Here is a 25,437-nt window from a genome sequence, read left to right on the forward strand (position 1 = left end):
ATTCTCGGCATCCTTTACATACTGAATAATTTCCTCTGCCTTTTCACCACGATCCAGCATGGAAGATAGGTGGTGATCAAAATCCATTTTATCGAGGCCTGTAACATCGATTTCAACAAGCTGAATTTTTTTTCGTACTATCTCATCCCTTAGATCTAAAAGTCCATTCTTTATCTCTTCTGCGTCTTTATTTTGATATTGGTTTGAGTAATCAGAAAGCAGTTCCTTGGCCCAATTATAAAAAAGTTGAGTATAAATGGCGGAAGTTGCTATAACGTCAAAACCATTATAATGATTGGCAAAAATACTTTCAGAAAGCTGACCTAACCGATTCTCGGCATCCTTTACATACTGAATAATTTCCTCTGCCTTTTCACCACGATCCAGCATGGAAGATAGGTGGTGATCAAAATCCATTTTATCGAGGCCTGTAACATCGATTTCAACAAGCTGAATTTTTTTTCGAGTATGTTCAGGCAAATTCTCTATACCCTTTTCCATACTTTCCATATCAATATCGAATAAATATATGGAATTGCATTTAGCTGCTAGATAATCGATATCCAAATCATCGCAATTCCCTGCACCAACGATAGCCATTTTATCAACAATCTCTTTTTTCGAAAAAACGGCATCGAATAACCCTGTAACTTGTGAACGATGCTGTTTCCACCTCATCTTTCTGAATTCATCTCGATTATGATTCATTTCTCTTTGAAAGGTTTCCAAATAAATCTCTCCCTTTAGGGTACTATCTATATAAATATTGTAACAAAGTATCCCGATATGTGAATCGCAAATAATATAGATTTCACAGCTAAAAAAGAGGCACTCCTTAAATTCAATTGAATATAAGCAGAGATAACGGGAGTGTGTTCCTTGAGCAAAACAAGAAAGATTTCACTGACTTTATTAACTATTTTCTTACTCAATATTGCGGTGTCGTAATACTTGTGTTTTCATTCACAAAGAGTATGAAAGCTGATCCTGAAGAAGAAAAAAAGGTTAGAATTCAAGCTGAACGGTATTTAGTGAAAAACTTTGAAGATAAAACGGAAATATATGTTGTCCTCTATAAGAATATGGGTAATTGCAACTATTTTGAATATGCAACTAAAGTGAAACATAAAAAATATGGTACTAAATTTTTAGTTTACTTTAATGATGCAACAGGGGAAATGGAAGATACCTTCTTATCTGAAAAATAGCAAGATGATGCTGAAAAAGAGATAAGGCCTTATATTGAAAATGAACTGGGGGACATTTTGATATCCAAGGATATGGGAGATATTGCAGAAAGTGATGATTGGGAAGAGATTCAACAAGGAATAGGCGATTCGAATCAATTAGTCTTGGTCTTTGATGAGGGGTTCGGGAATGAATTGAAGATTGATCCGAACCAGCAAGCTATAAAGATTATGACGTTGTCCCAACCATTCGGATCACCCTTTCACGTAAGAAACAGTATGCAGATGAAGACCGCTTTACTGTAATTATCACTGCACTAAAAAAAGATGCATGGATTAAACATGGAAATATGATTGTAGAATATAGCATTAGCAATGGTGTTCCTCTGGAAGAGGAGGAATGGAGTCAATCATTTTAAAGGCACTCATATGTTTTAACAAAGCGATATGAGCAGCAATCAAAGCCTGCCGCTACTTTACCTATTTTGTTTTCCGGCAGCAAACCCTTATGATCCAATATGAATTCGGGGCTGCAGTTCCCACTTCTCCAACAAACTTTCCTATTCTTTTGGTCGGAAATATCTTTGATTTTTCCGCTCGTCGTTTTTTCATGATATTTGCAACTAGTACAAAAAACATACTGAGGATGAATAATCCAAGATACATAGATTATGCCGACATGATGGACTATAGATTATTATATTTCGTTTCTCACAGTTAACCTCAGTTTGGCAAACAGCTCTTGGTTTTTGGTCAGAAACAATCCTATTCAATATGAAAACGAAAAGCCCTTCCATGATTTGTATATGCGGCTGCTCCATTTCCTGAATAATTTACCTAATAAAAATATTCAATATTTTCAGCAGAGTCCTTAACGGGAAATTTTGATCGGGCGAGCTCCCCCTCTCATCGGAAATATCAAAAGAGTGTAGATTTTACAGGCATTCAACCCACTTTTTTAAATTAATTCACATACCCTACACGGTAATGATTTTATACACTTCAAAACTCAAAAATAGGAGTTTTAACCCAGAGATTTCACCCTTTTCTTAATCGTATAAATATTCAAAAAAATGTCGAGTTGAGTCATCTAGCCTTTTACCCTTATACTAGGGAAGAAAAAACGAAGGAGGAGAATTATACATGAAGAAAGAAATTTCAATAATTGGTGTTCCAATGGATCTTGGTCAAACTAGAAGAGGAGTGGATATGGGACCTAGTGCCATTAGATATGCAGGATTGAGTGAAAGACTTGAAAACATTGGCTATACTGTCCGTGATGAAGGTGATATTATAGTAGAGATAAAAGAAAGAGCACAAAGTGATAGCGACACAAATTTAAAGAATCTACAAGATGTTGCAGAAGGTAATGAAAAATTAAGTCAAAAAGTGGATGAAGTCATCCAATCAAATAGGTTTCCTTTAGTATTGGGGGGAGATCACAGTATAGCAATCGGCACATTATCCGGTTTAGCGAAGCATTCTGAAAATTTAGGGGTAATTTGGTATGATGCGCATGGCGATTTAAACACAGCCGAAACTTCCCCATCAGGAAATATCCATGGTATGTCCCTTGCAGTAAGTTTAGGCCTTGGCCACCCTGCACTGACTAACATTGGCGGCTATTCCCCAAAAGTCAAACCAGAGAATATTGTCATTATTGGTGCCCGTTCTTTAGATCAAGGTGAGAAAGAACTAATCAGGGAAAAAGGTATTAAAGTCTATACTATGCATGAGATTGATAGAATGGGTATGACAAAAGTGATGGAAGAATCGATTGCCTATCTGAAAGAACGTACGGATCTTGTACATTTATCCCTTGACCTTGATGGTCTTGATCCAGATGATGCACCAGGGGTCGGAACGCCTGTAATGGGAGGCATTAGTTACCGTGAGAGCCATCTTGCCATGGAAATGCTAGCTGAAGCTAATATCATTACATCTGCAGAGTTTGTAGAGATAAATCCAATATTGGACGAGCATAATAAAACGGCTGAAGTTGCTGTAGCATTAATGGGCTCATTACTTGGAGAAAAACTGCTATATGGAGCGGAAGACCACCTTATCACTTCAGGTTTACTGGTAGATGTAAAATAAGTCGAACTCTATTGAGATGACAGTTATTGATAGAAATAGAGAGAGAGTTCACTAATGGATGCTTCATTGGAAATATCACATCAGGGTGCTTCTCTCCCCATTTGCGGATGATCGACATGTTCAATTCACACCCTGGTTTCCTGACGCTTGGCTTCCTTTTCTTTATTAAGCGGCGCTATCGAAATTTATTCTGCATAGATGCCTATGTTCATTGTCACATCTTTCTTAAATGCAGAAGTAATCTCTTTTTCGAGGGAATTCGACATCTCCTAAGATTCAAAATCGAAGCTTTTAGACTTGTGATTGAACACAAATTCCTAATAACGTCCCAACATAAATGAAACCGTTTGCACCCATCAGGTAAAGGAGTCTTTCAATGAAAACAGCAGATAATCAACCAAATGAATTAAAACGGAGCATGAAAGCTAGACATTTATTTATGATTTCAATAGGGGGATGTATTGGTACGGGCTTTTTCATTGGTTCAGGCTATACCATACATGAAGCAGGAGCCTTCGGTGCTATCCTCTCTTACATAGTCGGCGGCTTCATCATGTATTTAACCATGCTTTGTCTAGGCGAACTATCGGTTGCCATGCCTGTTTCCGGTTCGTTTCAGACATATGCGACTAAGTTCATCGGTCCTGGAACCGGGTTTGCCATCGGATGGCTCTACTGGTTAGGTTGGGCCGTTACAGTTGCTTTAGAGTTTTTGGCAGCAGGACAGCTTATGCAAAGATGGTTTCCCGAATCACCCGTTTGGATGTGGTGTGCAATCTTTGCTTTTCTCATATTTTTACTAAACGCCTTATCAGCAAAGGCATTTGGAGAATCGGAATTTGTTTTTTCCAGCATAAAAGTATTGGCCATCATTTTGTTCATCATAGTTGGCGGTGCTGCTATGTTTGGCATCATTGATATGAAAGGTGGACAAGAAGCACCATTTCTCTCCAACTTTTTCAGTGAAGGCCTCTTCCCCAATGGGATATCGGCCCTGCTTATCACAATGATTACAGTGAACTTTTCCTTCCAGGGCACAGAGCTAATCGGAATTGCCGCGGGAGAAAGTGAAAATCCAGAAAAGGTCATACCTAAATCGATCAAACAAACAGTTTGGCGTACCCTTTTCTTCTTCGTTCTTTCTGTCTCTGTTCTTTCAGCGCTGATTCCAAGGGAACAGGCAGGAATCGTTGAAAGTCCATTCGTTGTTGTATTGGATAGTATCGGAGTTCCTTATGCGGCTGACATCATGAACTTCATCATTCTAATAGCGCTTTTGTCCGTTGCAAACTCCGGCCTTTACGCGGCAACACGTATGCTTTACTCGCTTTCTAAGGAAGGCATGGCAAGTCCGAAGCTCGGTATGGTAAATAAGCGAGGAATTCCGCTTAATGCCTTGCTTATTACCCTTGCAATAGCTGGTTTGTCTTTACTTTCAAGTGTAGTAGCCGCCAAAACAGTGTTTGTCTTTCTTCTCTCCCTTGCAGGATTAGGAGCGCAAATTGGCTGGATTGCAATCGCGGCTTGTCTTCTTGCTTTTAGAAGATCATATACCCGCCAAGGCGGAAAGGTAGAAAATCTGAAATTCAAAGTACCGCTATACCCAGTCATCCCCATTCTTGCCTTGATAGCAAACTGCATAGTCATGATCAGTCTAGCGTTTGTTCCTGAGCAGCGAATGGCCCTTTATTGCGGGGGAACATTCTTCATTGGTTGTTATGCGGTTTATCACTTTAAGGTAAAGCAAATCAAGAAAGCAGAAACTCCTAAGCAGGAAGTTCAATTAAATGCCGGTAAAAAGATGGTCATTTAATCTTATCCGGATGGCTGTGGAAAAGAGTATAGCGATGAAAGCGATCTTGATTCCGATAAAATCAGTATAAAGAAAAAATACCCTGGAGGTTTCATACCCAGGGTATTTTTTATACTTAACCACAATTAATTGGAAGTTACATTTCAGTTTGCCTCCTGGATAATTAAGCTCTATTTAAGCTATAGAAATATAGGTAAAGTAAATCTCATGACATTTAACAAGTATCACAAAAAAAATCATCTTAATCGATGATTTTATTTTTGTGCATATTCTTTTAATCTAGGCAAGATTGGCACTAAAATTTCCTTGGCTATGTAATCAGTATCTAATCCAATGAAGCGTTCACTTTCCAATTCGACCGACCTAGCCTTATCCGGGTCATTACAAAAAATAAACGATAAGATTCCGTTATCTTCCCTCATATCTACATATTTAAATGTAATGTCATGTTTCGTAAGCAAACTTTCAAACGCAATGCACAATTCATCTATATTTAATTGACTAATAGATGTGAATTTCATATTGATCATCCCCTCTGCTAAAGGATAGCAAAATAAAGCATGAATTACAAAGTGAAAATCAAGGCTCCGACTATTGTTTCATAATTCATCCGATATTTTTGCCAAAGGGAACCTGGCAAACCAAAAACCCCTGATCAGAAGAATGAAATAAATGCAAACCCATTACTTGAATGAACCCTTTTGATGCAGAAGGCTTGGGTGAAAATTTCTAAATTACATGTAACCAATCGATTTCTTCCACTTTCCCATCCTTACCTGATTTAATTTTTTATCTTCCAACAGATTAATCAGTATTCCCCATAGCCATAGCCGCATTATGTATCACCATTTTGTGGAGCTCCGTATGAATATTCCAAAGCATGTCTCATATCTTTATACAAACACCTTGTTAGGAGTGGTCCAACATGAAGTCTTTTTATAAGGGAACGCTCATTTTGATTGTCGCAGCGTTTTTTGGTGAATGTATTGAATTTTTAGTAAACATGATCCTAGCCAGGGAATTACAGGAAGAGGGCATGGGGCTTTATATGTCCATATTGCCAATTTTCTTTTTGATATATGTGATTGCCAGCCTTGAATTACATATTTCCATTTCAAAATTCGTTGCTGAAAATAAACAGACATTGCATTATAATCTAGTCATCCATGCTCTTAAAATGGCTGCAGTCATCGTGTTGGTCATGTGCGTAGTCMTGCCTTTCATACTTTCATTCTCATCCATAATGGACAGATATCATCCTTATATTAAATGGCTGCTCATCACTTTAATCCCAATAGTTGCATTCTCGTCGATTGCAAGAGGGTATTTCATGGGTGTCCAGCAAATGGGGAAGATTGCCTTTTCCAACTTTTTGAAGGATATCATTCAATTTGGTTTGCTTTTCCTCATCTTTAACTTATTTCATTTTAACCAAGAAAAATCATTGTTGATGGCCTTTTTTGTATTGATTGGCAGTGAGTTCCTCGTTTTTCTATACTTAATAAACCTTTTGATCCTTCAAATGCGAATCATGAAACGCGGTACAAACTCGCGAACAACCGGTAAACATGCACGACAAAAGTTATTGGCGGTTTCGCTGCCCACTATGGGATTAAGGATCTTTCATGCCATAACAAATGCCATGCAACCTTTTTTGATCCATACTGCCCTTCTCTCAGCAGGATTCGGTGCGGTTGTGGCTACAGAGCATTTTGGGATGCTCACTGGAGTAGCGATGACCATCGGCTTCTTTCCAGCCTTTATCGCACATTCCTTAATGATCATGCTCATACCGAATGTTTCGAATGCGCACAAGAAACAGGATAAGGAAAAATTGAGGGTTTTATTGCAAAAATCGATGTCTTTTACTGTATTGTATGGGGTTCCAGCTGTGTTCTTCATTTATTTCTTTGCGGAACCCTTGACCTCTCTCTTTTTTTCCTCAACATCTGCCTCATACTATTTAAAATTATTATGTCCCTATTTCCTTTTTCATTTTTTTGTCATTCCAATGCAAGCCTATCTCATCGGCCTGGGCTTAGTGAAAGATGCTTTCATCCATACAGTCTGGTCCCATATCGTTGCATTTTTAATGATGTATATCCTAGGGTCCCAAGCTTCACTTAATATGGGAGGCATCATTTTAGGAATGAATACGGGCGCTGTATTATTAACTTTCATGCACTACTTGACCATTTGCAAAAAAATTGGAATAAGTATCTTTTTGATGAAATCCAGGTCCATATCGATAAAATGACTAAAATCAGGTCCATCCATTCTGCTGCTCCACTAAGTTTATTTTTGAGGAAACACAGCAAATAATTGGAATAATAGGTAAGAATAAGTAAGTGCCGTCCAGCAAAAATCCTTGCTTTTATTGGTTTATAAAGATTCTGATAAAAATATTGAGCCTTTCCCTGTACATATCACCGTGGTTACTGTATATTTCAACATACTTGGGTAATAATCAAGTAAAATGGTTTAATATAACCATACAATAGTAATGGAGTGATTTCATGAGTAAAGCTAAGGCTAAGAGTGGTACGGGTAAAGGTACGGGAACAGGTACGGGCAAGAAGGGCTGGAATCGTTGGAAAACTGGTGCCAACAAGAAAAAAAGCGCAAAACCATATGTAAGTAAAGGCGTCAAACATTCCAATGAATCAAAATCTTCCGGCCAGTCTACAGGTGACAAGACCGAAAAATAATAGCTTGTTTTAAATCCATACAAAAAAATTCAGGTTTATTCCATATTCTCATACAGGGTGTAAAGAGATCTGTATGAGAGAAATGGGTCTAATAGATAATAACGGCGGTATCCAGATTAATCCTATGATTACGGCTATAATTATACATACCCTCAAAAAAGACACTTCCTTACCCGGCAGTGTCTTTCATCTTTTCATTAGGCTGTTTTCACATACTTTGTTGCTATTAACCAGGTAGTGAGCTGTGGTTGATTTCCCCTCCAGATGCTCGCTTTCCTTGGAGCGGGCGGTGAGCCTCCTCGGCGTAAACGCCTGTGGGGTCTCACCTGTCCCGCTGCTCCCGCAGGAGTCTAGCACTTCCGCTCCAATCAACCTTAAATAGTTTCGTTTTAAAAACAACAATCTTTACGAAAAGAGCCTTTTATTATGATCTTATTATCTAAATTGGCTTTTGGGTTTGATAGCATTGATTTTTTTCTGGGAAAACTCTGTCCGAAATCCGTTAGTGGCTTTTTTAACAGAGTCTGTAACTGAATGTATCGCTTCACCAACATCTTGAGCAGAATCCAATAATGGTTCAACCGTTTTTATTTTAGTTTTTACATCGTCGGTGATTTCATTTGCAGTTTGCAATAGTTGTTTCGATTCGCCGGACAAATCGTGGATGGCATTTCTCACCTCAACCAATGTTTGATTGGCTTCTCCTATCGTGACCATTCCCTTTTGAAGAGTACTAATTAAAAATACGACCAACCAAATGAAGGCTAAAGCGATCGCAGCCACACTATATTGAATTATCAAGATAAAGCTCCCCCTCTATATTAAATAGTAGAAACGATTACTTTAAATAGGTTAGTGAATCCCGGGGTGCCTGTTTTTTTAGTGATAAATGATGATACTATTTGATTATTATTTGAACCCCCTCAGCTTCAGTCCGAGTGGATAAATCCTTAGGGCGGCCTTCCAAACTGGCTTCTTTCATGGAATTGGTTACATTATGAATCATTTCCCCAACATCTTGAGCTGATTCTAGCAATGGATCGACATTTTCCATCTTCCCTTTTACATCCGCTGTAATTTGATTGGCAGAGTGGATCAATTGTTTGGACTCTTGCGTCAATCCATGTACCGCATTTCTTACCTCTTCCAGTGTCTTGTTTGTTTCTTCGAGCGTTCCCATTCCTTTACGCAGCGTCTGGTTGACATTATATATCAAATACACGACGGCTCCGGAGACACTGGCCACACTTAATTTAATAAACATTTTCATATATCCACTCCTTTCATTTAAATTTATGCACTGCTACTTCCATTAATTCCCTAAAGCCTTTCACGTGTCCGGTCAGTTTTATAGAGCCATTCACCTTAACCTAAAAGAAGTTTAAAGGATAGTATAAAGGATAATAGTAAGGGATAGACCATATTTAGGAGGAGATTTGTTCATGTCACATGAGAATTATTCAGCTGTTATCCAAACTTTAAATGATTGTATGACCGCGTGTAATCATTGTTACGACGCATGCTTAAAAGAAGATCAAGTAAACATGATGGTGGAGTGCATTCGCTTGGATCGGGAATGTGCGGATTTTTGCTCTTATTTAGAACAGGCGATAGGAAGAGGTACACCATTTATTTCAGAGTTGGCTGAAGTTTGTGCCAAGATCTGTGAAAACTGCGGGAACGAATGTAAAAATCACGATCATGAACATTGTCAAAAATGTGCTGAGGCATGCTTTAGATGCGCAGAAGAATGTATAAAATTAGCTGCTTTATGAAAGGAATAGCACTAAGCTATTTCTTTTATTTTACTTCCCCCTTACCTACCCATTACTTTGTTAAATCTGTTTAAGGATGATGATATAATTTATATATTCTAGCGAGGTATATGTTGAAATTTTCTAAAGATGAAATTTATAAAAATACCAAAGACATATATTGAAAACCGCCATTTTTAGGCACACTAGTATTAAAAACAGGAGGATATTATGACACCTCGGAATGTTCCGGCTAAAGCTGATTTAGAAGTGAAAGATACCCCCGCTTCACCTGATAAGGAAAGTGAATTAGCCAAACTCAATCGATTATTAGGTGCAGTCATGCGATATTTATCAGATGATGAGCAAGAAGAAATTGATATAGAGTATCTTCTCGAAAACACCGAAGGGCTGCGGGATTGGTGGAGCGCATATAGGGAGCTTGATCGAAAACGGGTCGAAGAAGAAATAAAAAATTCCCTGACAGCTCTATCCCTTGAAGAACTTGAAAACATCCGTGAACAAATCCGCACAAAGGAATAATAAAAAAAATCCCTGCACTGGGATTTAACCAGATTAGGGATTTTTTTATTTTCTTCTATATACAAATACATTTTTTTGAAATTAAAAAACGTTCCGTTCATGCGGCAGCAGAAATCATTTGATTCAAAGACCACTCAATGAACTTAGTTCTAGTTGAACGATCATGGAATCAACTAATGCATGCAATGGATTTAAAACTTTGTTTCCTGTCTGAAACTCATAACGTTGAGCTGCTTCAACCATTGATAATTGTGCCACCGACAGAGGTCTTTTCCCACTATTAAAGTGGTGCAGGAACTTAACGATTTCCTGGTTATATTTTTCACCCAATCCCTGCATAATGAATGCAAACGTATTGTCGATGATGATTACTTCAAAATCCACACCCTCATATTTTTCAGCATGTGCATTTAAACGTTTGACAGTTCCTTCGACAGTAGCAGGGTTCGTGAATAATATGACTTGCGGTTGCCGCAATTGGCAAATTTGTTCAAAATATGGTTCATCGATTTTAATGATAGGCATGGGTAAGGAGAGTTGTTCTTCGTTTAAAAAGGCGATGTAATTCGTACAGGTTATCAGGATGGCATCCACTTTACATTCGGCAATCCATTCGACTTGTTCTTTAACCATTTTTTGAGCATCCGAATACTTAAACTTTACATCCGATGCCACCCTATGCATCAAGCCTGGATCTACAAAATGAAGCCATTCAATATCAAATTACGAGAAGGCTTTTTCTATATATTCAATATTTGTATAGTGTGCATGCAAACAGCCTATCTTTTTTCTCATGAATTTCCCGCTTTCAGTCAGTTTTCTGACTATTCTAATACAAAAAAACGTACTTTGCCCACTACCTGCAAAAACGATATTTTCCTTTTCCTAAGCCAGCCACCTCATGCTTAATCCAAGATAAAGAATCCCTCAAAAAATATATCTTTAAAGACAGAATGTCGGTTGGGTATGAAGCGGACACCCGGGCATATATTTATCAAGGTAATAGCAAGGGGTATCATCAGGAAGATGGAACGGTAGCTTTACACTACAAGTAATGCTAGTATTACTTGTAGATTGTCAAGTCGTAAAATTCAGATGAAAATCATAATTTTGGAGAGTGTTTATTATTCTATATTTAATCGCGATTCTTTTCCCCCCCTTAGCCGTATTATTAGCGGGTAAACCCATTCAGGCTTTGTTTAATTTAATCCTCACACTAATTTTTTACGTACCTGGTTTAATTCATGCCATCTTAGTGGTGCATGATAAAAAAGCTGATAAACGTATGAAGCAGCAAGCATCACTTATTGCTAAAGCGAAACGGAATGAATGAGTATATATTCAACAGACTACAACCCGAATACCTACACCAAAGGTGTTCTTTATTCGGGTTGCTCAATATTGGAAAAATTTCAGTTTAGTTGAATCTGTGTGACTTCCTATACCCTCTGTGGTAACAAGCATCACATATATGAAAACGGGAGTCATCCGGCAACTTTTTTCCACAGCGCTTGCATTTTTTTTGATAATTCAACATTTCGTCTTTTAACTGATCATGAACGCCCTCACTGATTTCTTCACGGATACGCTCCCAGTAAACAGTTTCAGTCCTCTTGCCCATCCGATATAAAAATAATAGATGAAGGCCTATCGCTTTATAAGAAAGCTCCAATTCCTCCAGATTTTTAGTCTTGATGATCGGTTCAGGAAGTTCACTGCTCTCGGCAATCGCTTCGACCGTTTCCAGCCACTGCTTGATCAGACTTGGTTCTTTCGCTGAAAAAGGGATATGCAAGAATCCATATAAATCCATTAAGGAAAAACGCGCTTCGATTTCAGTATCCCGTATAAGCTCGTAAAGCTCCCTTTCTTCCGATAGTGATGCCTTTTTCGTGCCTTTAGGAGGCTCGAACCTCTCCCACATTTCGAAAAATGTTCCTAGATTCCTGTAATACTTTTGAAAACGTTCAAACACAGCCGAGGTTGGGGCAATAGTGAAGGTCTGAACTGGCTCATCTACTTGTTCCAGCAACTTATTCATGATTTTAATCTCTGCTGTAAATGCCACCTTGCCAGTATCGTAAATCCCTTTTCTCCCTGCTCGACCTGCGATTTGTTTGATTTCTTGAGAAGTCAATCTTCTTCTTCGAGTCCCGTCGAATTTTTCATTTTCAAGAAAGACGATGCGTCGGATTGGCAAGTTCAATCCCATTCCTATCGCATCTGTGGCTACAACCACTGATGTTTCACCGCGATTGAATAACTCTATTTGCCGTTTTCTGTTTTCAGGAGGCATACTGCCGTATATCATGCTGACATTATGTCCACTCTCTTTTAGACGGGATGCGGTTTCCAGTACGTGCCTTCTTGAAAAACAAATGAGCGCATCCCCTTTTTTGGTATACTTCAATCCAAATTCCTTTTGTTCTACCTCCAGCGGTATTTCACGTCTGTATTCGTGGAGTTCTAAATCTGCTTCATTCAGTAGGTTCAAAAGCATCATTTTGATATTCTTGCTTCCGATAATGTGTACTTCTTTCGCATTTGCTTGTGTGATTGCCCTAAACCACGAAAAGCCTCGATCTTTATCGGCAATCATTTGGGCTTCATCTATAACGATCACTTCATGGTAGTCTTTTTCATGAAACATTTCAACTGTGCTGGAAACATGATTAGCACCCGCAACTGCCTTTTCTTCTTCACCGGTTTTTAATGAACAAGGAACACCATCCGCATTTAATTTATCAAACACTTCGAGGGCTAGTAGTCTAAGGGGTGCCAGATACAAACCGCTTTCCGCTTCTTTCATTTTTTGTAGGGCCTTATGTGTCTTCCCGGTATTGGTCTCTCCGATATGCAAAACATACCTAACTTTTTTTCCTAATGATGGAGTATAGGCCTTTCCGATAATGTCATCAATCATCCTTTGCTCTTCAGCCAGCTTCTTTGCCTGCTCTGCCAATACTTCAGCTTTTCTTCTTTCTCTGTTCGCCTCGTCCTTTTCAAATATTTGTTCGTGCAATGTTTCATTAAAAGGAATTCCTTCAAGGCTCAGTAAATCAGAAAGGTATTCTTCCTGAAGTTCATCAAAACAGGCCTGAGACAAATCAGCCAATTCATCCCTTAATATACCTTGAAGGTCTTCAACCGTCAGCCTTTCCCCATATGACTCCAAAAAATCATGATGCAGTGCAACAGGTAATTGGTTCAAGTACTTTTCTGGGGCTAATTTCAGAATAAAATCCGAAACTAGCCTTTCATACCGGTAGAAGTAATTTTCATACTCAAAATGGTTCCTTCCCCAATCGAGTAACGAGTGAATATCACCTGTCAGCTCTTCAAAAAAATCAGAGACCATAAGGTATTCAGCTGCTTGAAATCCCCCCTCTTCAACCAATCGTTCTTCAAGCAAGTATGGATCGACATATTGAAATTTAGGCTTATTATTAAGATCCGCTGCCAAATTTCCAGCAATATAATTTCTGACATGTAAATATATAAGCAGTGAGCTTTTTTCAAAAAAAGTATTGGCCTCTTCTTGAAGTCTAACGCGTATTTTCCATCGTTGCTTAGCCAGCCGCTGTTCTTCTTGTCGCTTAGTGAAGTTATCCCTTGCATTTTTATATCTCTTCTCCCAATCATCTGGATTTTCTGCAAAGGATTTTTTTATCCACGATAAGGCATCAAAAGGACGATACTTCTTTAATTCGTTCCGGAACATGCTATTTATCAGCTTATGATCTGAACCTTCTGTTACAAATCCCCTTTCGCTTAGAAACACCTTTTTTTCCTTCCTGGGTACATCGTTTGATGCTTTATTTAACCAAACATTGATCCAAATTTGCTCAATAAAAGAAACCCTGTCTGATATATATGTTGCAAACGAAGGCATCGTCTCTTGATTCTCTAAAAAGTAATCCATATCCTGGATTATTTTTTCCTTTGTATTGTCTATAGCAATAGGATATATACTTTCTAATTTTCCCATAATGATCCCCTTTTGAATTATCCTGTATGTACTTTATTCTTACCTTTTATCCTCTCCAAAACATTTTTTTAAATGAGCCAGATACATTCGTTTTATCTAGGTAATTCATGTAGTTCTTTAATCATGACAAGGAACAGAAATGCCAAGCTGCTTTAACCTCATACGAGCCAAGGTGAATATGAAAAATTGATACTAATTTTGTACCTGAAACGGTACTCTTGCCATTTCACGTACAGTATAATACAGGTTAGATAGACTGATTATTGACTTAAAGGGAAATATCGGTTATTAAGTGATGCCCATACCGGCATATTGAAACGAATAGCCGATTAGCCATTTGGAAATCAGGCAAAAGAAATTTAATGATATTAAAAAAGCCGAAAATAAAATAAGGGTCAATTTTTAACTGACTGACAATCATACTGAATTAAGAAAAATAGAAACAGCCCATTAAACGGTCAGCTTACCGATTACATTATCCATCAATAAAACGAATCCAACCCCTTAATTGAGTTTAGTGGAAATCCTGGTAACTGTCACGGTATTCAGATTCCGCTTTTGTGTCTTTCTAGTTCAATATGAGAAATAACATCCGGAAACCTAAAAAGACTAAAGATAAAAGAGGAGCCTGAAAATGATTCAGCAAGATATCAATTATTATAAAAATTTTGACTCAATGGCTAAAGAAGTATTAGCACTATTAGCCCAAACCATTGATGTCAATACATTCTTTCTTTCGGTATTGAATCCCACACAGAGTTTTATGATCAAATCCTTCAATAGAAATGCTAAGTTAATTTGTGAAGGTGACATCCTTCCTTATAATATGGCTTATTGCAAATTAGTTGTTGAGAATGGCTTGGAACCACTCGTTATCCCGAATTTAAAGAAACATGATTTGACTAGTGGCCACCCCGTAACGAAGTTTATCGAGAATGGGTGTTTTATGGGAACGCCCCTTATAAATGAGGGTGAAATCATTGGTACATTATGTGCATTCGACATTAAACCTTATGATTTTAAGGAGTATGATAGGATACTCATCAAATCTTTGGCAGCTTTGATTAGTCAAACCATCATTCTTGAAGATGGGATAATCAGAGATCCTTTGTCAGGTCTTTATAATAGGCACTTCATTTATAATTATTTTGATTTTCATGACGATAAAACAAACGATGAAATGGCCATTCTTTACATCGATCTTGATCATTTTAAATTTTTCAATGATTCCTTCGGTCATGATGCTGGAGACGACGTTATAAAAAAAGCGGCTGAATGTCTTTTGCAAACCGTCCCCCACGGGAGTCATGTGGCACGTATAGGTGGAGATGAATTCATTGTATTATTACATCCATCGGATTGTGAGGATTTAATGAAAAGCACACAGCAAAATGCAGAATTAATATTGAACCAATTATCCACAATGCCCATTCCCATTAAAGGAAATGATTATTTTGTATCAGTTAGCATAGGGATAAGCTTTTATCCGCATAATGGTACGGAAATGGAGTCACTTTTGAAAAAAGCTGATCGTACGATGTATACTGCTAAAGAGTTAGGTCGAAAGAATATTCAATACTTTCACCGCTGTGATTTTCCTGAAAAATAAAAAAACCAGTTCTCCGTAGAGACTGGCTTTGACCTTTACCTTAAAAAAATCCAACGTTTAGCTTTAAGCCTTTGCAACAGCTTGAGCAGATCAGCATTTTCCTTATGTATCCGTTTCTCGGATGGTGAAGCCGAGGGGGCCGGGATGTTAACTCTCTCGGGTTTTTTGTTCATATCCTGAAAGACCCTTCCTATTCCTTTATTTTGAATAGTATATGCGGGCTTTCCATTAAATATCATAAGGCAAAGGAAAACCTCTGCCTTGATTCTTATTAAACACTTTTTAACCGGCTGAAGCGTGCAGCTTTTTCTTTTTGTTTCAGGATAATGCGTTCGTTTTGTTTCATCACCTTTTTGGTATGGGGACTCAAACCTACGTCGGGTATTTTCACCTGTGGTTTGATTACGGCAACTGACACTTCACTGCCGGCTTTATCATAAATGCTCATTTATCTTCACCACCCGGGTTTTGTTTTATGACCATATCGAACATCATGATTAATAATGCTATTAATAAACAATCGACTTCTGAAACGAAGCTTTCTGATTTAACGTCAAGGATATAGGATTCCATCAATATACTTACTGGCTGCAGAGCCATTTTTTCTTCATCATTATAATACGTATCTTCTCTTTCCAATGTAGCACGAATGGTACTGCCATTCAAGTTCGGATGCCCATTTATCACCAATTGCTTGTCCTGTTCCGTTTTGAAAGGAAGGATTTTCACGTTCATCCCTTCTTTTGCGGCATAAGCTTGAAGGAGAATGCTCAAATAAGCCAAGTATTCCTTATTCGTTTGATAATACTCAGGAATCCCTTCTTTTTTGAGGAGATGAAACATATTCTTGACCTTTTCCCTATTATCCGTTAAAAGTTTATCACTTTCCGCAACGGCTTTTGTTGCATAGGACAGTTCATTATCGCCAATTTTGGATATATACATGCTCAAGAACACAAACATATCTATCAGGATAAATACAATAGCCATAATCAAGAAGTTTTTCCATTCGTTAAATATACTCATCGGATAGAAATTCCAATAAATCAATGCTCCTAATATAAAAATGACATACCAGGTTTTTCGAATTGCTTCAATCCTCTTACTTACCCTATCTTTATATTTCCAAGAAAGAATGACATATGCTAATAAAGCAATAAATACTACCCATACAAAGACTCTGAAAAACATTAACAATCGTTTTATCCCCCTACCATTCATACGGCTGTTATATCACATATCCGCTCTCTATATTATTCATTATATATACCCCTTTTCCCTGCCTGGGGCGGGTGAAACTTAAACACTGGTCATGAGTTTTTCAAAACACTCCTCCCAAAGGGATAATCCACTATATGAATCATCGATTTCACCAACCAGCAACACCTATTATCAGGAGGGTAAATCTCTTGTGGGATATCGCAGTAAATAACCATACAAATTCTGTGATATGATAAGTTTACGAAAGGTCTGATTAATATGGGAGGAACATAATTCATGCTGAAAATTATAAAGTTCATCATTTCTTCTATTATATTAGTGTTACTTGTCCTTAACCTCTATCCTCCGCTGGGGAGGCGGGCAAACAAAGAAAAAGTGCAAAGTTTCACTACTAAAGAGAATTTTGCCAATGGGAAATTCCACAATCAGATTCCTGCTAGTCAATCGATGAGTCTTAAACATACCGGTTCCATTTTACGGGATTACATAAAAGGCAATCCAAAAAGAAGACCAGACCATCCTATCGGAATTGGAACAAAAGAACCTGTATCTGTGGATTCCAATAAAGTCACCTGGTTTGGTCATTCTGCATTCATGTTGGAGATAGACGGGAAAACTATTTTGGTGGATCCGATGTTTGGCAAAGCACCCACTCCGTTTCCTTGGTTTGGGAACAAGCGGTTTAGCGGGGAATTGCCTGTTGATTTGGATTCACTGCCTCCTATCGATGCCGTCCTGCTCTCACATGACCATTACGATCATCTGGATTATTTCTCAATAAAGAAAATAAAAGATAAGGTCGGTCAGTTCATTGTTCCACTGGGTGTCGGTGGACACCTTGAAAGATGGGGCGTTAAACAAGAACTGATCCAGGAACATAATTGGTGGGATGAAGTTTCATTCAAGGATTTGAAATTTGTTTGTACACCTGCAAGGCATTTTTCTGGAAGGAGTTTAACCGATGGCAATACGACGTTGTGGTGTTCTTGGGTAATTAATGGAAAACGTGAAAAGGTATTTTTCAGCGGTGATAGTGGATATGGTAGCCATTTTAAAGATATCGGCGAAAAATACGGTCCTTTTGATTTAACCTTAATGGAATGCGGCCAATATGATGAGCGCTGGTCAACCATCCATATGATGCCTGAGGAAACTGTTCAAGCACACATCGATGTACAAGGAAAACTGATGATTCCCATTCATTGGGCTGGGTTCACATTGTCTTTTCATGATTGGACAGATCCGATAGAACGGGTAACAAAAGCTGCCAATGATCTTGCCGTCCAAGTCTGCACACCTCAACTGGGCGAGCAAGTATTGATCGGTTCAGCAAATTTCCCGCAAACAATATGGTGGAAATGAAAATGGACCATTCAGTTTGTAGAAAAAAGGGGTTCGGAAAAAGTATCTTTTATCAAATGATGTTCCCGAACCAACTGACTCAAAGCAATACCTACAACTCTTCAGGTATGATTTCTATCTAAGTTTTGTAACAAAGCTGAATTGTACAAGCCATAAAAAAACACCCCGTAAATGTTAGTTTGGTTAACATTACGGGGCAGTTCAAGTTTGCCTACAGTCTGCATGGTCCATTCCTATTAGGATGGACCATTTTCATTCATTTCACACTTTGTTCCTCTTTATATTCAAGATTCACTTTTATCGTATGCTCTTTCTCCCCTTCAAAATAATTCGTCCCTATTACACCTAAAATGATTAGTACTGACCCCATAATATCGTAGATTGTAATATTTTCATCAAGAATGAGAGCTCCCGCTGCAATCGTGACAACCGTGGAAAGATTTGCAAATACACTCATTTGAGATGCTTTGATTTTTGATAAAATCGTATTGGATAATAACGAGGTGACCAATGAAGCCAATATTCCCAAATACAAAATGGAACTGATGAATTCCATGCTTGACCATGGTGTAAAGAATTCCGGCATTGTTGCTTGTTTTAAATGGGTAACGAGCGCGGCAACGTTAAAAATGACAAAGCCTGTTCCCATCATGAAAAAGGACATTTCACCTGGTGTATAGTCCTTGGCAAGCGAACGGGTCATCGTTGTATAACATGCAGTAGCCATACAGGAGAGCAGAATCAACACCATCCCAAGCATGTCGGAAAAATTGATCGTGCTCCCTTTCATCACCAAAATAAAAATGACCCCACCTACCGACAAGACAATCGAAAGTTTTTGATATAAAGATGTTTTCTCCTTAAGGAAATATCCAGCTATCATTAATGTTAGAATTGGGGTGACGGCAGACAGAATTCCAGCATCAGTGGATTGCGAATACTTAAGTCCGAAAGTTTGAAAGGTAAAGAAAAGAGTGGGGAATAGCAAGGATAGTGGAACCAGATTTTTAGCTGACTCCCAGGAATAGTTCACCTTAATGACTTTAAAGGCGACAAGGAATAAAATGATCACGAAAGAAACCGTGAATCGGAACGCCAAAGTATCAAGCGGATTCGATTCTGCAATCGCCATTTTCGTGAATAAGAAAGATAGGCCGACAATACATGAATGAAATAGGGCTAACATGCATACAAATGTTCGGGATTTCATGGATGCAACTCCTCAACTAGATTACTATATTTCCTTTTAGGTATAGTACCCTTTGTATCTGACTTGCAATCCAAGTTAGAGTTAAAAGATGATGATGGCTTAAATTCTATTGAAAGCTACAATTCTTCATAGATCAATCATGCATAACAATATCTTATTAAAGAAGGATCATTTTCATGCTTTAACGGTGATGATCCATGTAACTTTCGGTCCATATTCACTTTTTCTTCAAAAGTCTACACTTTAGAACATTGCTAAGTATGATAAAATTCAACGAGAAAGAGAGGTATACATAAATGTTAGTTACTATAATAGTATTCCTTATGGCAGGCCTAGCCGAAATTGGTGGTGGCTACCTAATTTGGCTTTGGTTAAGAGAGGGTAAATCCATTTATCTAGGGTTAGCCGGAGGGTTTGGGCTGGTATTATACGGTATCATTGCAACTTTTCAAACGTTCCCTACCTTTGGACGGGTATATGCTGCATATGGCGGGGTTTTCATTGTTTTATCGGTTTTATGGGGATGGGGCATCGATAAGAAAACTCCTGATCTATATGATTGGATTGGAGCTGCAATCTGTTTAGTCGGGGTTTCAGTCATTATATGGGGACCTAGACAGTAAAAAAATGAAAGGACCTTAACCCTTTAATTCCTCACTAAAGCCTTCAATAGGTGTTTGGCCGTTTTACTAATATCCAAGTATCTTTACCAGCCTTTCCCCTTCAATAATTCCCCACCCAACCCTATAGGCAATAGATCGCCTATTTGTAGAATTCATCTCATGCCTTAAAGCAAGCTTATTAGCTGCTTTCGATTGGGGTACGTTAGAACAGTTTCTTTTCCTGCCTGCTTACAGTCATATTGCTGAAATTATCGTTATGAACCAAATTCCCACTGCTGAAATGATGCTATCCCCCAACACTGCCGAAACCTGCAAAAAAAACGCCCTCTTTTGATAAGAGGGCGTTTACGATTATAATATTAAGCATCCAAGGCTTCCTTACGCTTTCTTTTCTTAGATTCGGTTATTAGATCATAACCAAGATAAAGGATGATCGCTGCGCCTAATAATTTAATATATAACGGAATTTCCGCTATGAAGAAATATATCATAGAGAATAATGTACCTATAATGCATAACCAAAAAATTATGTGCTTTAAAAATTTCAAAGTAATGACTCCTCTCAAAAGATGAGATTAATTTCTAGTTCGCTCCACTTCAAGGAGGAATTAATTATCCGTACAATCATTCTAACATTTATTCTTTATATAATGGAGTGAATTGCATTGCGAAATTATGAACATTTAAGAAACTTTATCCTTTCGATCTTATCCCTCTAAGGTCAGGGCGAACAATTCCACCAAAATCGTTACTAAAATGTATAAATACCGGAATCATGACTCCTCCAACAGAAGCTCTCAAAAACGAATGAACATGAAATGGACGGCGAGGGTCTCCATGCATTTAACTTTTACAAGACATTCATTTTATCGGATTCTACCACTATTTCTTCATTTGGTTCCGAATGATCATTTTTGTAATATGCCATTTTCACTGGAACGAATGATAAAGCAACCGCTGCAATCAGACCTGGAATGGCAAAGGCAATGAAATTCAATTGGATGGGCAGCGAGATGGACAATAAAAATCCGCCGAGTATAGGTCCAAGCATACCGCCGATCCTTCCGATTCCAGATGCCACACCTAATGCAGTCGATCTAATATTTGGTGGGTAGTATTGTGAAACATAGGCTTGTACAAGGTTTTGGGCACCAATGGTACAGGCACCTGCAATCGCTACCAAGGTGTAAATCATGAAGGAACTTCCGCCCATTCCCAATAGCGTCAAACTGACTGCCCCAAGCGCATACATCGGCACAAGCATTTTCTTGGATCCATAACGATCACAAAGTTTAGCGATGATAAGCGTGCCAATGATAGCTCCCCCCTGCAGAACGATCAAGAAACCTAAACTTGAATTCAGCGCATACCCTGCCTCGATCATTAGCTTGGGAAGCCATGTATTCAATCCATATACCATCAATAGACACATGAAAAAGGCGATCCAGAACATCATGGTGCTTAGAGTACGGGCCCCCTTAAACAATCCAACAATCGGCATATTCGTATCAGTTTTTTTCACTTCTGCAATTTCGTCCCTGATGTCGAAATTGCTCTCAGGACTTACCTTGGATAATATCCTGATCAATTCTTCTTTTCTGTCAACTCTGATCAGATGCGTAGAGGCCTCTGGTAAACGCTTCATCATGAAGGGTAAAAATAACAGTGGTATTCCCGCAAACCAGAATATTGACTCCCAACCTAGGATCGGCATAAGCCAGATACCCAGTATCGGGGCAAGCATTCCTCCGAATGAATATCCGCACAAAACGACCGAAACGACCATGCTCCGCATCGTTTTCGGTGCATAATCCGTCAATAAGGCAATGACATTCGGCATGATGCCCCCAAGCCCTAATCCCGCCAAAAATCGGAAAGTCGAAAACATGGTAGGTGTGTTCGCAAATCCACATAAAAGTGTAAATAAACTAAATAAAATCAGCGAAATCGCTATTACATTTTTTCTGCCAATCCTATCTGCCAATGTTCCAAAGAAGATCGCCCCGAACATCATTCCAAATAGACCATAGCTGCCCATAGCCCCCGCTTCCACGGAAGTTAGGTTCCACTCCTCCGTCAATACCGGGACGACCGTTCCGTAAACGACAAGGTCATAGCCATCAAAAAGGATTATTATAAAACACCATGCCAGCAACCCAAAATGAAAGCGGTTAAATTTACTGTTGCTAATTACCTCGGTTGTGTTAATACTAGCCATAAAATTTTCTCCTCCCTAAGGTGACTGCAATAACTCCATCCAAATGGTAGCGCTTACGTAATTCTTAAAAAATATCGACTCACCATCTTTTATATAAATAGTGAACCGAGTTATCTAATTATTATTATTATTATTATAATGGCTAATTATCAGATATTTCAATAAAAACTTTCACATATTATTCATAAATCTGGATCCTTACATTTTAATTTTTCTGACAATACCCATAAGTGCATCTATCTCCAACACTCTGAACATTAGTAAAAACAACAAAAAACCAGCCCCAAATCGGAACTGGTTTCTAATTCTAAAAATATAAGCCGCCATTGCCGTATTCAAGTAAGAAAGTTTTAAACCACCACTCCTCAAAGTGGGTGTTTGCAGAAACAATCCTGTTGTCCAAGTCAGTTGACGAGGCATAACATTCCTGTTTCGATGTAAAACTCCCTATTACAGCTTAAAGGTTAAAACTTAATTATCATTACGAACAACGCAGCTTGTATAGTTATAATACCTAAATACCTTCAATCTTGCAAGTTTAATCATTCCAAGCAATAAAATTTTTCATGTAATACGAGCGAAATAAGCAACAGCCCTATACGGAAAAAACCAAAAGCGACACTCTTCACATATTAATTTTATATATTGCATTGGCTAAGATAGGCAGGAAAGATTTTTAGATGTGCAAGATAAAATAGGACAAAATAAATTTAAAATGCTTGTCTAACAGAAGTCTAATTTATGATGTTGAGCATTACAATTAATAGTAGATAACATTTGCAAATACTTGTCAGGAGTCTATAATATTAACTATCAGATTTGATTGGAGTGACTAGTAATGCTTTCAAACATTGGTTTTCCTGGTTTAATTTTAATCCTTATTTTAGCTTTAATTGTTTTTGGACCGAATAAGCTTCCGCAAATCGGACGGGCAGTTGGCACCTCGCTTAGGGAGTTCAAGGATGCAACAAAGGGAATAACAGAAGAAATTCAAGAGGAATTCAAGGATGACGTTCAAGCAGCAAAAAAAGAATCGCTAAAATGAAAAAGACGCCTGCACGCAGCAGGCGTCTTTGATGCGTTTGAGGCGTAGAACCGTCAGGCCACATCCCGACGTTTAGCTAAAAGCTTGTTCTTCGGCTTACACAAATTAGCTCATCGCTTTATTAATATAACATTAAACCTATATTATTTCAAGAGATTAATTAAGCACCCGATTAAATAATGAAATGATAATCCTTATTCCATAATTGCTTTGAGGTTTTTTTATCAAAATTTTCTATCGAGTTGTTTATTAAAATATAAAATACTATCACATAAGCCACTTTAAGATGTTCCTTCTAACAAACCTTATGAACTTCTACAAGTTCATCGTTAATTGAGTCAATTGATCCGAGGAAACGGCCACTTGATTGAACGCTTCATTAATTTCCGCGAATATAACATTCAGTTCAGTCATTTCCTTGGTGATTTTAATATTCTGCTCTTTTACTGAAAGCATGGCCTTTGCGATATCGGTAAAAAATATGCTCGTTTCTTTACCTTGTTCCGTGCCTTTAGTAATCTCACCGCTAACCATTGAAATAGATGTATTCATAACATTAGTAAAATGAGCAATGCCACTAACGAGTTTCACTACTTCCGAAATTGATTCTTTGGTATTTTCCGAAAGCTTCCTTACCTCACAGGCTACAACCGCAAATCCTCTACCATTTTCACCCGCTCTTGCCGCTTCAATCGCTGCATTTAATGCCAACAAATTCGTTTGTTCTGCAATTGAAGTGATTATCGTGACAATTCGTCTGATTTCCTTTGATGTATTGGATAGGTGTTCCATATCTTTTGAGATGAGCGTCATTTGCTCTTGTGTTTTTACCAATCTTTTCTCTAATCCTTGTAACAGTTCAACGCCTTCATTTGATTTTCCCTCTGTCTCTATCGCAATGTCCGAACCCTTTTGAGTGAAATCATGAATTTCGGCTACCTTATTTGCCATTAATTGAGTCGCTGAACTTGTCTCTTGACTGATTGCTGCCAATTCTTCTGCATTATGATTCACCTGCAGTTTAATCTTTTCTTTTTCTTCATGGTTTTTTATACGCATCTTTTCATTTTCAAGCTCATATGCCTCTAAAACGATTTGCTGCTCTAAATTGAAAACTTTGGTGATAGCCAGAATGTTATTCTGATATTGCTCAGTATTCTTTATATTGGAAATTACATGAATGATTAATGATTGCAGTAAATCTTGAAAAGCACTCATATACCATTTTGGCTGCAGTCCTATTCGCACATGTACTTGTGCGATGACATAACGCTGTTTGATATACGCATCATCAATTGTACCACTGAACATTTCGAACATATGACGATGAAGCGTCTTTTTCAACCTATCAACAGAACTATTGTCCGAAATGATTTTCATTAAAGAGGATTCATTTTTTAGATTTTTATAAAAATTTTCTATAATTTGGCTCAATTGTTCTTTTACTTCATCTTGTAAAGACCGAATAATACATAAATCCCCGATCGTCAAATGAATCATATCCACTTGAGCCAATACGCTCGGAAATTCAGTGACATTTATACCGACTTGTTCCTTAAATTGCATATAGTCTATGGCATCTATCTTTTGTCTGTTTCTCCATATACTTTTCATGATTGAATTGCCCTCCAATTTATCTACCCATATATACTATTTCGACATTAAGGCTGTTAAATTAATCTACTTTAAAATATATTTTTATTTTGCAGTTCATTTTATCTATTAGATTAACCGTTCATGGAGTATTTCCTGTAATCCTTTATTTTCGTCTTGTGGAATTTTAACATTATCCCTATTTTTCTTTAAGTATGATTTTGAAATAATGTACCAAAATTATTCTTTTATTCACGCCAATAGTTTGACGGAATCACTGTACATCTCTATACTTATTAAGTCTTAAAAAAGTACGGGAATTATGCTTAATAATTGAAGAAGGTGACATTCATGGATTTTACGATTACCTATCTGTCTTTTTATTTAATCCAAGTCGAAGGAAAAGGCGATCAGGCTGATAAACGTTTTAAACATTTTCAAACCCTTGATACTGAAGAATACGAAG

The 25,437-nt window shown here is 37.8% G+C and carries 26 protein-coding genes, 1 other RNA gene and 1 pseudogene; 14 read left to right on the forward strand and 14 right to left on the reverse strand.

Annotated elements, in window-relative coordinates:
- Positions 1 to 729 (reverse strand): hypothetical protein (locus AC1DVK_RS23305; RefSeq protein ID WP_477627485.1); only part of this gene is annotated, 729 nt, incomplete at its 3' end.
- 245 nt (positions 730 to 974) lie between these two features.
- On the opposite strand from AC1DVK_RS23305, the gene AC1DVK_RS23310 reads away from it, so the two are divergent.
- The 4 genes from AC1DVK_RS23310 (at position 975) to AC1DVK_RS23325 (ending at position 5,097) form a co-directional block, all read left to right on the forward strand.
- On the forward strand, positions 975 to 1,208 hold the full coding sequence (locus AC1DVK_RS23310) for a hypothetical protein (RefSeq protein WP_477627486.1): 234 nt from the start codon (positions 975 to 977) through the stop codon (positions 1,206 to 1,208).
- A gap of 57 nt (positions 1,209 to 1,265) precedes the next feature.
- A complete protein-coding gene (locus tag AC1DVK_RS23315; RefSeq protein WP_477627487.1) occupies positions 1,266 to 1,493 on the forward strand; it encodes a hypothetical protein in 228 nt (75 codons plus the stop codon).
- Positions 1,494 to 2,330: 837 nt separating this feature from the next.
- Positions 2,331 to 3,284: an arginase gene (gene rocF / locus AC1DVK_RS23320; protein WP_089362174.1), complete on the forward strand. Its 954-nt coding sequence runs from the start codon at positions 2,331 to 2,333 to the stop codon at positions 3,282 to 3,284.
- A 376-nt stretch (positions 3,285 to 3,660) separates the two neighbouring features.
- Entirely contained in the window at positions 3,661 to 5,097 is a 1,437-nt protein-coding gene (locus AC1DVK_RS23325) for an amino acid permease (protein WP_477627488.1), read from the forward strand.
- A gap of 254 nt (positions 5,098 to 5,351) precedes the next feature.
- On the opposite strand, the gene AC1DVK_RS23330 is transcribed toward AC1DVK_RS23325, so the two are convergent.
- A complete protein-coding gene (locus AC1DVK_RS23330; RefSeq protein WP_089362172.1) occupies positions 5,352 to 5,618 on the reverse strand; it encodes a hypothetical protein in 267 nt (88 codons plus the stop codon).
- Positions 5,619 to 6,022: 404 nt separating this feature from the next.
- Between AC1DVK_RS23330 and AC1DVK_RS23335 the strand changes: the two genes are divergently transcribed.
- Positions 6,023 to 7,354, forward strand: a complete 1,332-nt coding sequence (locus AC1DVK_RS23335; RefSeq protein WP_477627489.1) for an oligosaccharide flippase family protein — start codon at positions 6,023 to 6,025, stop codon at positions 7,352 to 7,354.
- A gap of 259 nt (positions 7,355 to 7,613) precedes the next feature.
- Positions 7,614 to 7,805 (forward strand): DUF3934 family protein, encoded by a 192-nt coding sequence (locus AC1DVK_RS23340; protein ID WP_061463151.1) that lies wholly within the window; start codon positions 7,614 to 7,616, stop codon positions 7,803 to 7,805.
- 186 nt (positions 7,806 to 7,991) lie between these two features.
- Here AC1DVK_RS23340 and AC1DVK_RS23345 read toward each other — a convergent pair whose 3' ends face one another.
- From AC1DVK_RS23345 to AC1DVK_RS23355, 3 genes are all read right to left on the reverse strand, one after another.
- Positions 7,992 to 8,204 carry a hypothetical protein gene (locus AC1DVK_RS23345; RefSeq protein WP_477627490.1) on the reverse strand — a complete coding sequence of 71 codons (213 nt, stop codon included), beginning with the start codon at positions 8,202 to 8,204 and terminating at the stop codon, positions 7,992 to 7,994.
- Between the two features lie 36 nt (positions 8,205 to 8,240).
- Positions 8,241 to 8,606: a DUF948 domain-containing protein gene (locus AC1DVK_RS23350; protein WP_061463150.1), complete on the reverse strand. Its 366-nt coding sequence runs from the start codon at positions 8,604 to 8,606 to the stop codon at positions 8,241 to 8,243.
- 97 nt (positions 8,607 to 8,703) lie between these two features.
- Positions 8,704 to 9,075, reverse strand: coding sequence for a DUF948 domain-containing protein (locus AC1DVK_RS23355; protein ID WP_061463149.1), 372 nt, complete (start codon positions 9,073 to 9,075; stop codon positions 8,704 to 8,706).
- 172 nt (positions 9,076 to 9,247) lie between these two features.
- On the opposite strand from AC1DVK_RS23355, the gene AC1DVK_RS23360 reads away from it, so the two are divergent.
- The gene (locus tag AC1DVK_RS23360) at positions 9,248 to 9,580 is read left to right on the forward strand and encodes a four-helix bundle copper-binding protein (RefSeq protein ID WP_477627491.1); all 333 of its coding nucleotides are present in this window, start codon (positions 9,248 to 9,250) and stop codon (positions 9,578 to 9,580) included.
- Between the two features lie 210 nt (positions 9,581 to 9,790).
- Positions 9,791 to 10,102, forward strand: a complete 312-nt coding sequence (locus AC1DVK_RS23365) for a hypothetical protein (protein ID WP_089362168.1) — start codon at positions 9,791 to 9,793, stop codon at positions 10,100 to 10,102.
- A 123-nt stretch (positions 10,103 to 10,225) separates the two neighbouring features.
- Here AC1DVK_RS23365 and AC1DVK_RS23370 read toward each other — a convergent pair.
- A pseudogene (locus AC1DVK_RS23370) lies at positions 10,226 to 10,897 on the reverse strand (hypothetical protein).
- Positions 10,898 to 11,228: 331 nt separating this feature from the next.
- Here AC1DVK_RS23370 and AC1DVK_RS23375 point away from each other — a divergent pair.
- Positions 11,229 to 11,435 carry a YqaE/Pmp3 family membrane protein gene (locus AC1DVK_RS23375; protein WP_477627500.1) on the forward strand — a complete coding sequence of 69 codons (207 nt, stop codon included), beginning with the start codon at positions 11,229 to 11,231 and terminating at the stop codon, positions 11,433 to 11,435.
- A gap of 84 nt (positions 11,436 to 11,519) precedes the next feature.
- Here the strand turns inward: AC1DVK_RS23375 and AC1DVK_RS23380 are convergent, their stop codons facing one another.
- Positions 11,520 to 14,090: a DEAD/DEAH box helicase gene (locus AC1DVK_RS23380; protein WP_477627492.1), complete on the reverse strand. Its 2,571-nt coding sequence runs from the start codon at positions 14,088 to 14,090 to the stop codon at positions 11,520 to 11,522.
- A gap of 634 nt (positions 14,091 to 14,724) precedes the next feature.
- Here AC1DVK_RS23380 and AC1DVK_RS23385 point away from each other — a divergent pair.
- A complete protein-coding gene (locus AC1DVK_RS23385) occupies positions 14,725 to 15,699 on the forward strand; it encodes a sensor domain-containing diguanylate cyclase (protein WP_477627493.1) in 975 nt (324 codons plus the stop codon).
- Positions 15,700 to 15,970: 271 nt separating this feature from the next.
- Here AC1DVK_RS23385 and AC1DVK_RS23390 read toward each other — a convergent pair whose 3' ends face one another.
- Positions 15,971 to 16,147 carry a hypothetical protein gene (locus AC1DVK_RS23390; RefSeq protein WP_155727305.1) on the reverse strand — a complete coding sequence of 59 codons (177 nt, stop codon included), beginning with the start codon at positions 16,145 to 16,147 and terminating at the stop codon, positions 15,971 to 15,973.
- Positions 16,144 to 16,890, reverse strand: a complete 747-nt coding sequence (locus AC1DVK_RS23395) for a type II toxin-antitoxin system SpoIISA family toxin (protein WP_286140789.1) — start codon at positions 16,888 to 16,890, stop codon at positions 16,144 to 16,146. The genes AC1DVK_RS23390 and AC1DVK_RS23395 overlap by 4 nt, the downstream gene beginning before the upstream one ends.
- Before the next feature lie 306 nt (positions 16,891 to 17,196).
- Here AC1DVK_RS23395 and AC1DVK_RS23400 point away from each other — a divergent pair, with 306 nt between their 5' ends.
- A complete protein-coding gene (locus tag AC1DVK_RS23400) occupies positions 17,197 to 18,282 on the forward strand; it encodes an MBL fold metallo-hydrolase (RefSeq protein WP_477627494.1) in 1,086 nt (361 codons plus the stop codon).
- A 256-nt stretch (positions 18,283 to 18,538) separates the two neighbouring features.
- Here the strand turns inward: AC1DVK_RS23400 and AC1DVK_RS23405 are convergent, their stop codons facing one another.
- Positions 18,539 to 19,492: a DMT family transporter gene (locus tag AC1DVK_RS23405; RefSeq protein ID WP_477627495.1), complete on the reverse strand. Its 954-nt coding sequence runs from the start codon at positions 19,490 to 19,492 to the stop codon at positions 18,539 to 18,541.
- A 296-nt stretch (positions 19,493 to 19,788) separates the two neighbouring features.
- Between AC1DVK_RS23405 and AC1DVK_RS23410 the strand changes: the two genes are divergently transcribed.
- Complete coding sequence (locus AC1DVK_RS23410) at positions 19,789 to 20,115, forward strand: YnfA family protein (RefSeq protein WP_477627496.1); 327 nt, start codon at positions 19,789 to 19,791, stop codon at positions 20,113 to 20,115.
- A gap of 359 nt (positions 20,116 to 20,474) precedes the next feature.
- Here the strand turns inward: AC1DVK_RS23410 and AC1DVK_RS23415 are convergent, their stop codons facing one another.
- The 3 genes from AC1DVK_RS23415 to ssrS form a co-directional block, all read right to left on the reverse strand.
- Complete coding sequence (locus tag AC1DVK_RS23415; RefSeq protein ID WP_477627497.1) at positions 20,475 to 20,606, reverse strand: hypothetical protein; 132 nt, start codon at positions 20,604 to 20,606, stop codon at positions 20,475 to 20,477.
- A gap of 359 nt (positions 20,607 to 20,965) precedes the next feature.
- The gene (locus tag AC1DVK_RS23420; protein WP_477627498.1) at positions 20,966 to 22,333 is read right to left on the reverse strand and encodes an MFS transporter; all 1,368 of its coding nucleotides are present in this window, start codon (positions 22,331 to 22,333) and stop codon (positions 20,966 to 20,968) included.
- Positions 22,334 to 22,646: 313 nt separating this feature from the next.
- A non-coding RNA gene (gene ssrS / locus AC1DVK_RS23425) (6S RNA) lies at positions 22,647 to 22,835 on the reverse strand.
- Between the two features lie 336 nt (positions 22,836 to 23,171).
- Between ssrS and tatA the strand changes: the two genes are divergently transcribed.
- A complete protein-coding gene (tatA, locus tag AC1DVK_RS23430; RefSeq protein WP_089362160.1) occupies positions 23,172 to 23,378 on the forward strand; it encodes a twin-arginine translocase TatA/TatE family subunit in 207 nt (68 codons plus the stop codon).
- 315 nt (positions 23,379 to 23,693) lie between these two features.
- Here tatA and AC1DVK_RS23435 read toward each other — a convergent pair whose 3' ends face one another.
- Positions 23,694 to 24,992: a protoglobin domain-containing protein gene (locus AC1DVK_RS23435; RefSeq protein ID WP_477627499.1), complete on the reverse strand. Its 1,299-nt coding sequence runs from the start codon at positions 24,990 to 24,992 to the stop codon at positions 23,694 to 23,696.
- Positions 24,993 to 25,322: 330 nt separating this feature from the next.
- Here AC1DVK_RS23435 and AC1DVK_RS23440 point away from each other — a divergent pair.
- Positions 25,323 to 25,437 (forward strand): DUF3900 domain-containing protein (locus tag AC1DVK_RS23440; protein ID WP_477627501.1); only part of this gene is annotated, 115 nt, incomplete at its 3' end.

The organism is Peribacillus sp. P4_B1 (genome assembly GCF_056402395.1).

Bases quoted from the DNA above. Each gene is read 5' to 3' on its own strand.
- AC1DVK_RS23310 (WP_477627486.1), top strand. From the start codon at position 975: ATGAAAGCTGATCCTGAAGAAGAAAAAAAGGTTAGAATTCAAGCTGAA.
- rocF (WP_089362174.1), top strand. From the start codon at position 2,331: ATGAAGAAAGAAATTTCAATAATTGGTGTTCCAATGGATCTTGGTCAA.
- AC1DVK_RS23325 (WP_477627488.1), top strand. From the start codon at position 3,661: ATGAAAACAGCAGATAATCAACCAAATGAATTAAAACGGAGCATGAAA.
- AC1DVK_RS23330 (WP_089362172.1), bottom strand. From the start codon at position 5,618: ATGAAATTCACATCTATTAGTCAATTAAATATAGATGAATTGTGCATT.
- AC1DVK_RS23340 (WP_061463151.1), top strand. From the start codon at position 7,614: ATGAGTAAAGCTAAGGCTAAGAGTGGTACGGGTAAAGGTACGGGAACA.
- AC1DVK_RS23355 (WP_061463149.1), bottom strand. From the start codon at position 9,075: ATGAAAATGTTTATTAAATTAAGTGTGGCCAGTGTCTCCGGAGCCGTC.
- AC1DVK_RS23360 (WP_477627491.1), top strand. From the start codon at position 9,248: ATGTCACATGAGAATTATTCAGCTGTTATCCAAACTTTAAATGATTGT.
- AC1DVK_RS23365 (WP_089362168.1), top strand. From the start codon at position 9,791: ATGACACCTCGGAATGTTCCGGCTAAAGCTGATTTAGAAGTGAAAGAT.
- AC1DVK_RS23380 (WP_477627492.1), bottom strand. From the start codon at position 14,090: ATGGGAAAATTAGAAAGTATATATCCTATTGCTATAGACAATACAAAG.
- AC1DVK_RS23385 (WP_477627493.1), top strand. From the start codon at position 14,725: ATGATTCAGCAAGATATCAATTATTATAAAAATTTTGACTCAATGGCT.
- AC1DVK_RS23390 (WP_155727305.1), bottom strand. From the start codon at position 16,147: ATGAGCATTTATGATAAAGCCGGCAGTGAAGTGTCAGTTGCCGTAATC.
- AC1DVK_RS23395 (WP_286140789.1), bottom strand. From the start codon at position 16,890: ATGTTTTTCAGAGTCTTTGTATGGGTAGTATTTATTGCTTTATTAGCA.
- AC1DVK_RS23400 (WP_477627494.1), top strand. From the start codon at position 17,197: ATGCTGAAAATTATAAAGTTCATCATTTCTTCTATTATATTAGTGTTA.
- AC1DVK_RS23405 (WP_477627495.1), bottom strand. From the start codon at position 19,492: ATGAAATCCCGAACATTTGTATGCATGTTAGCCCTATTTCATTCATGT.
- AC1DVK_RS23410 (WP_477627496.1), top strand. From the start codon at position 19,789: ATGTTAGTTACTATAATAGTATTCCTTATGGCAGGCCTAGCCGAAATT.
- AC1DVK_RS23415 (WP_477627497.1), bottom strand. From the start codon at position 20,606: ATGATATATTTCTTCATAGCGGAAATTCCGTTATATATTAAATTATTA.
- AC1DVK_RS23420 (WP_477627498.1), bottom strand. From the start codon at position 22,333: ATGGCTAGTATTAACACAACCGAGGTAATTAGCAACAGTAAATTTAAC.
- tatA (WP_089362160.1), top strand. From the start codon at position 23,172: ATGCTTTCAAACATTGGTTTTCCTGGTTTAATTTTAATCCTTATTTTA.
- AC1DVK_RS23435 (WP_477627499.1), bottom strand. From the start codon at position 24,992: ATGAAAAGTATATGGAGAAACAGACAAAAGATAGATGCCATAGACTAT.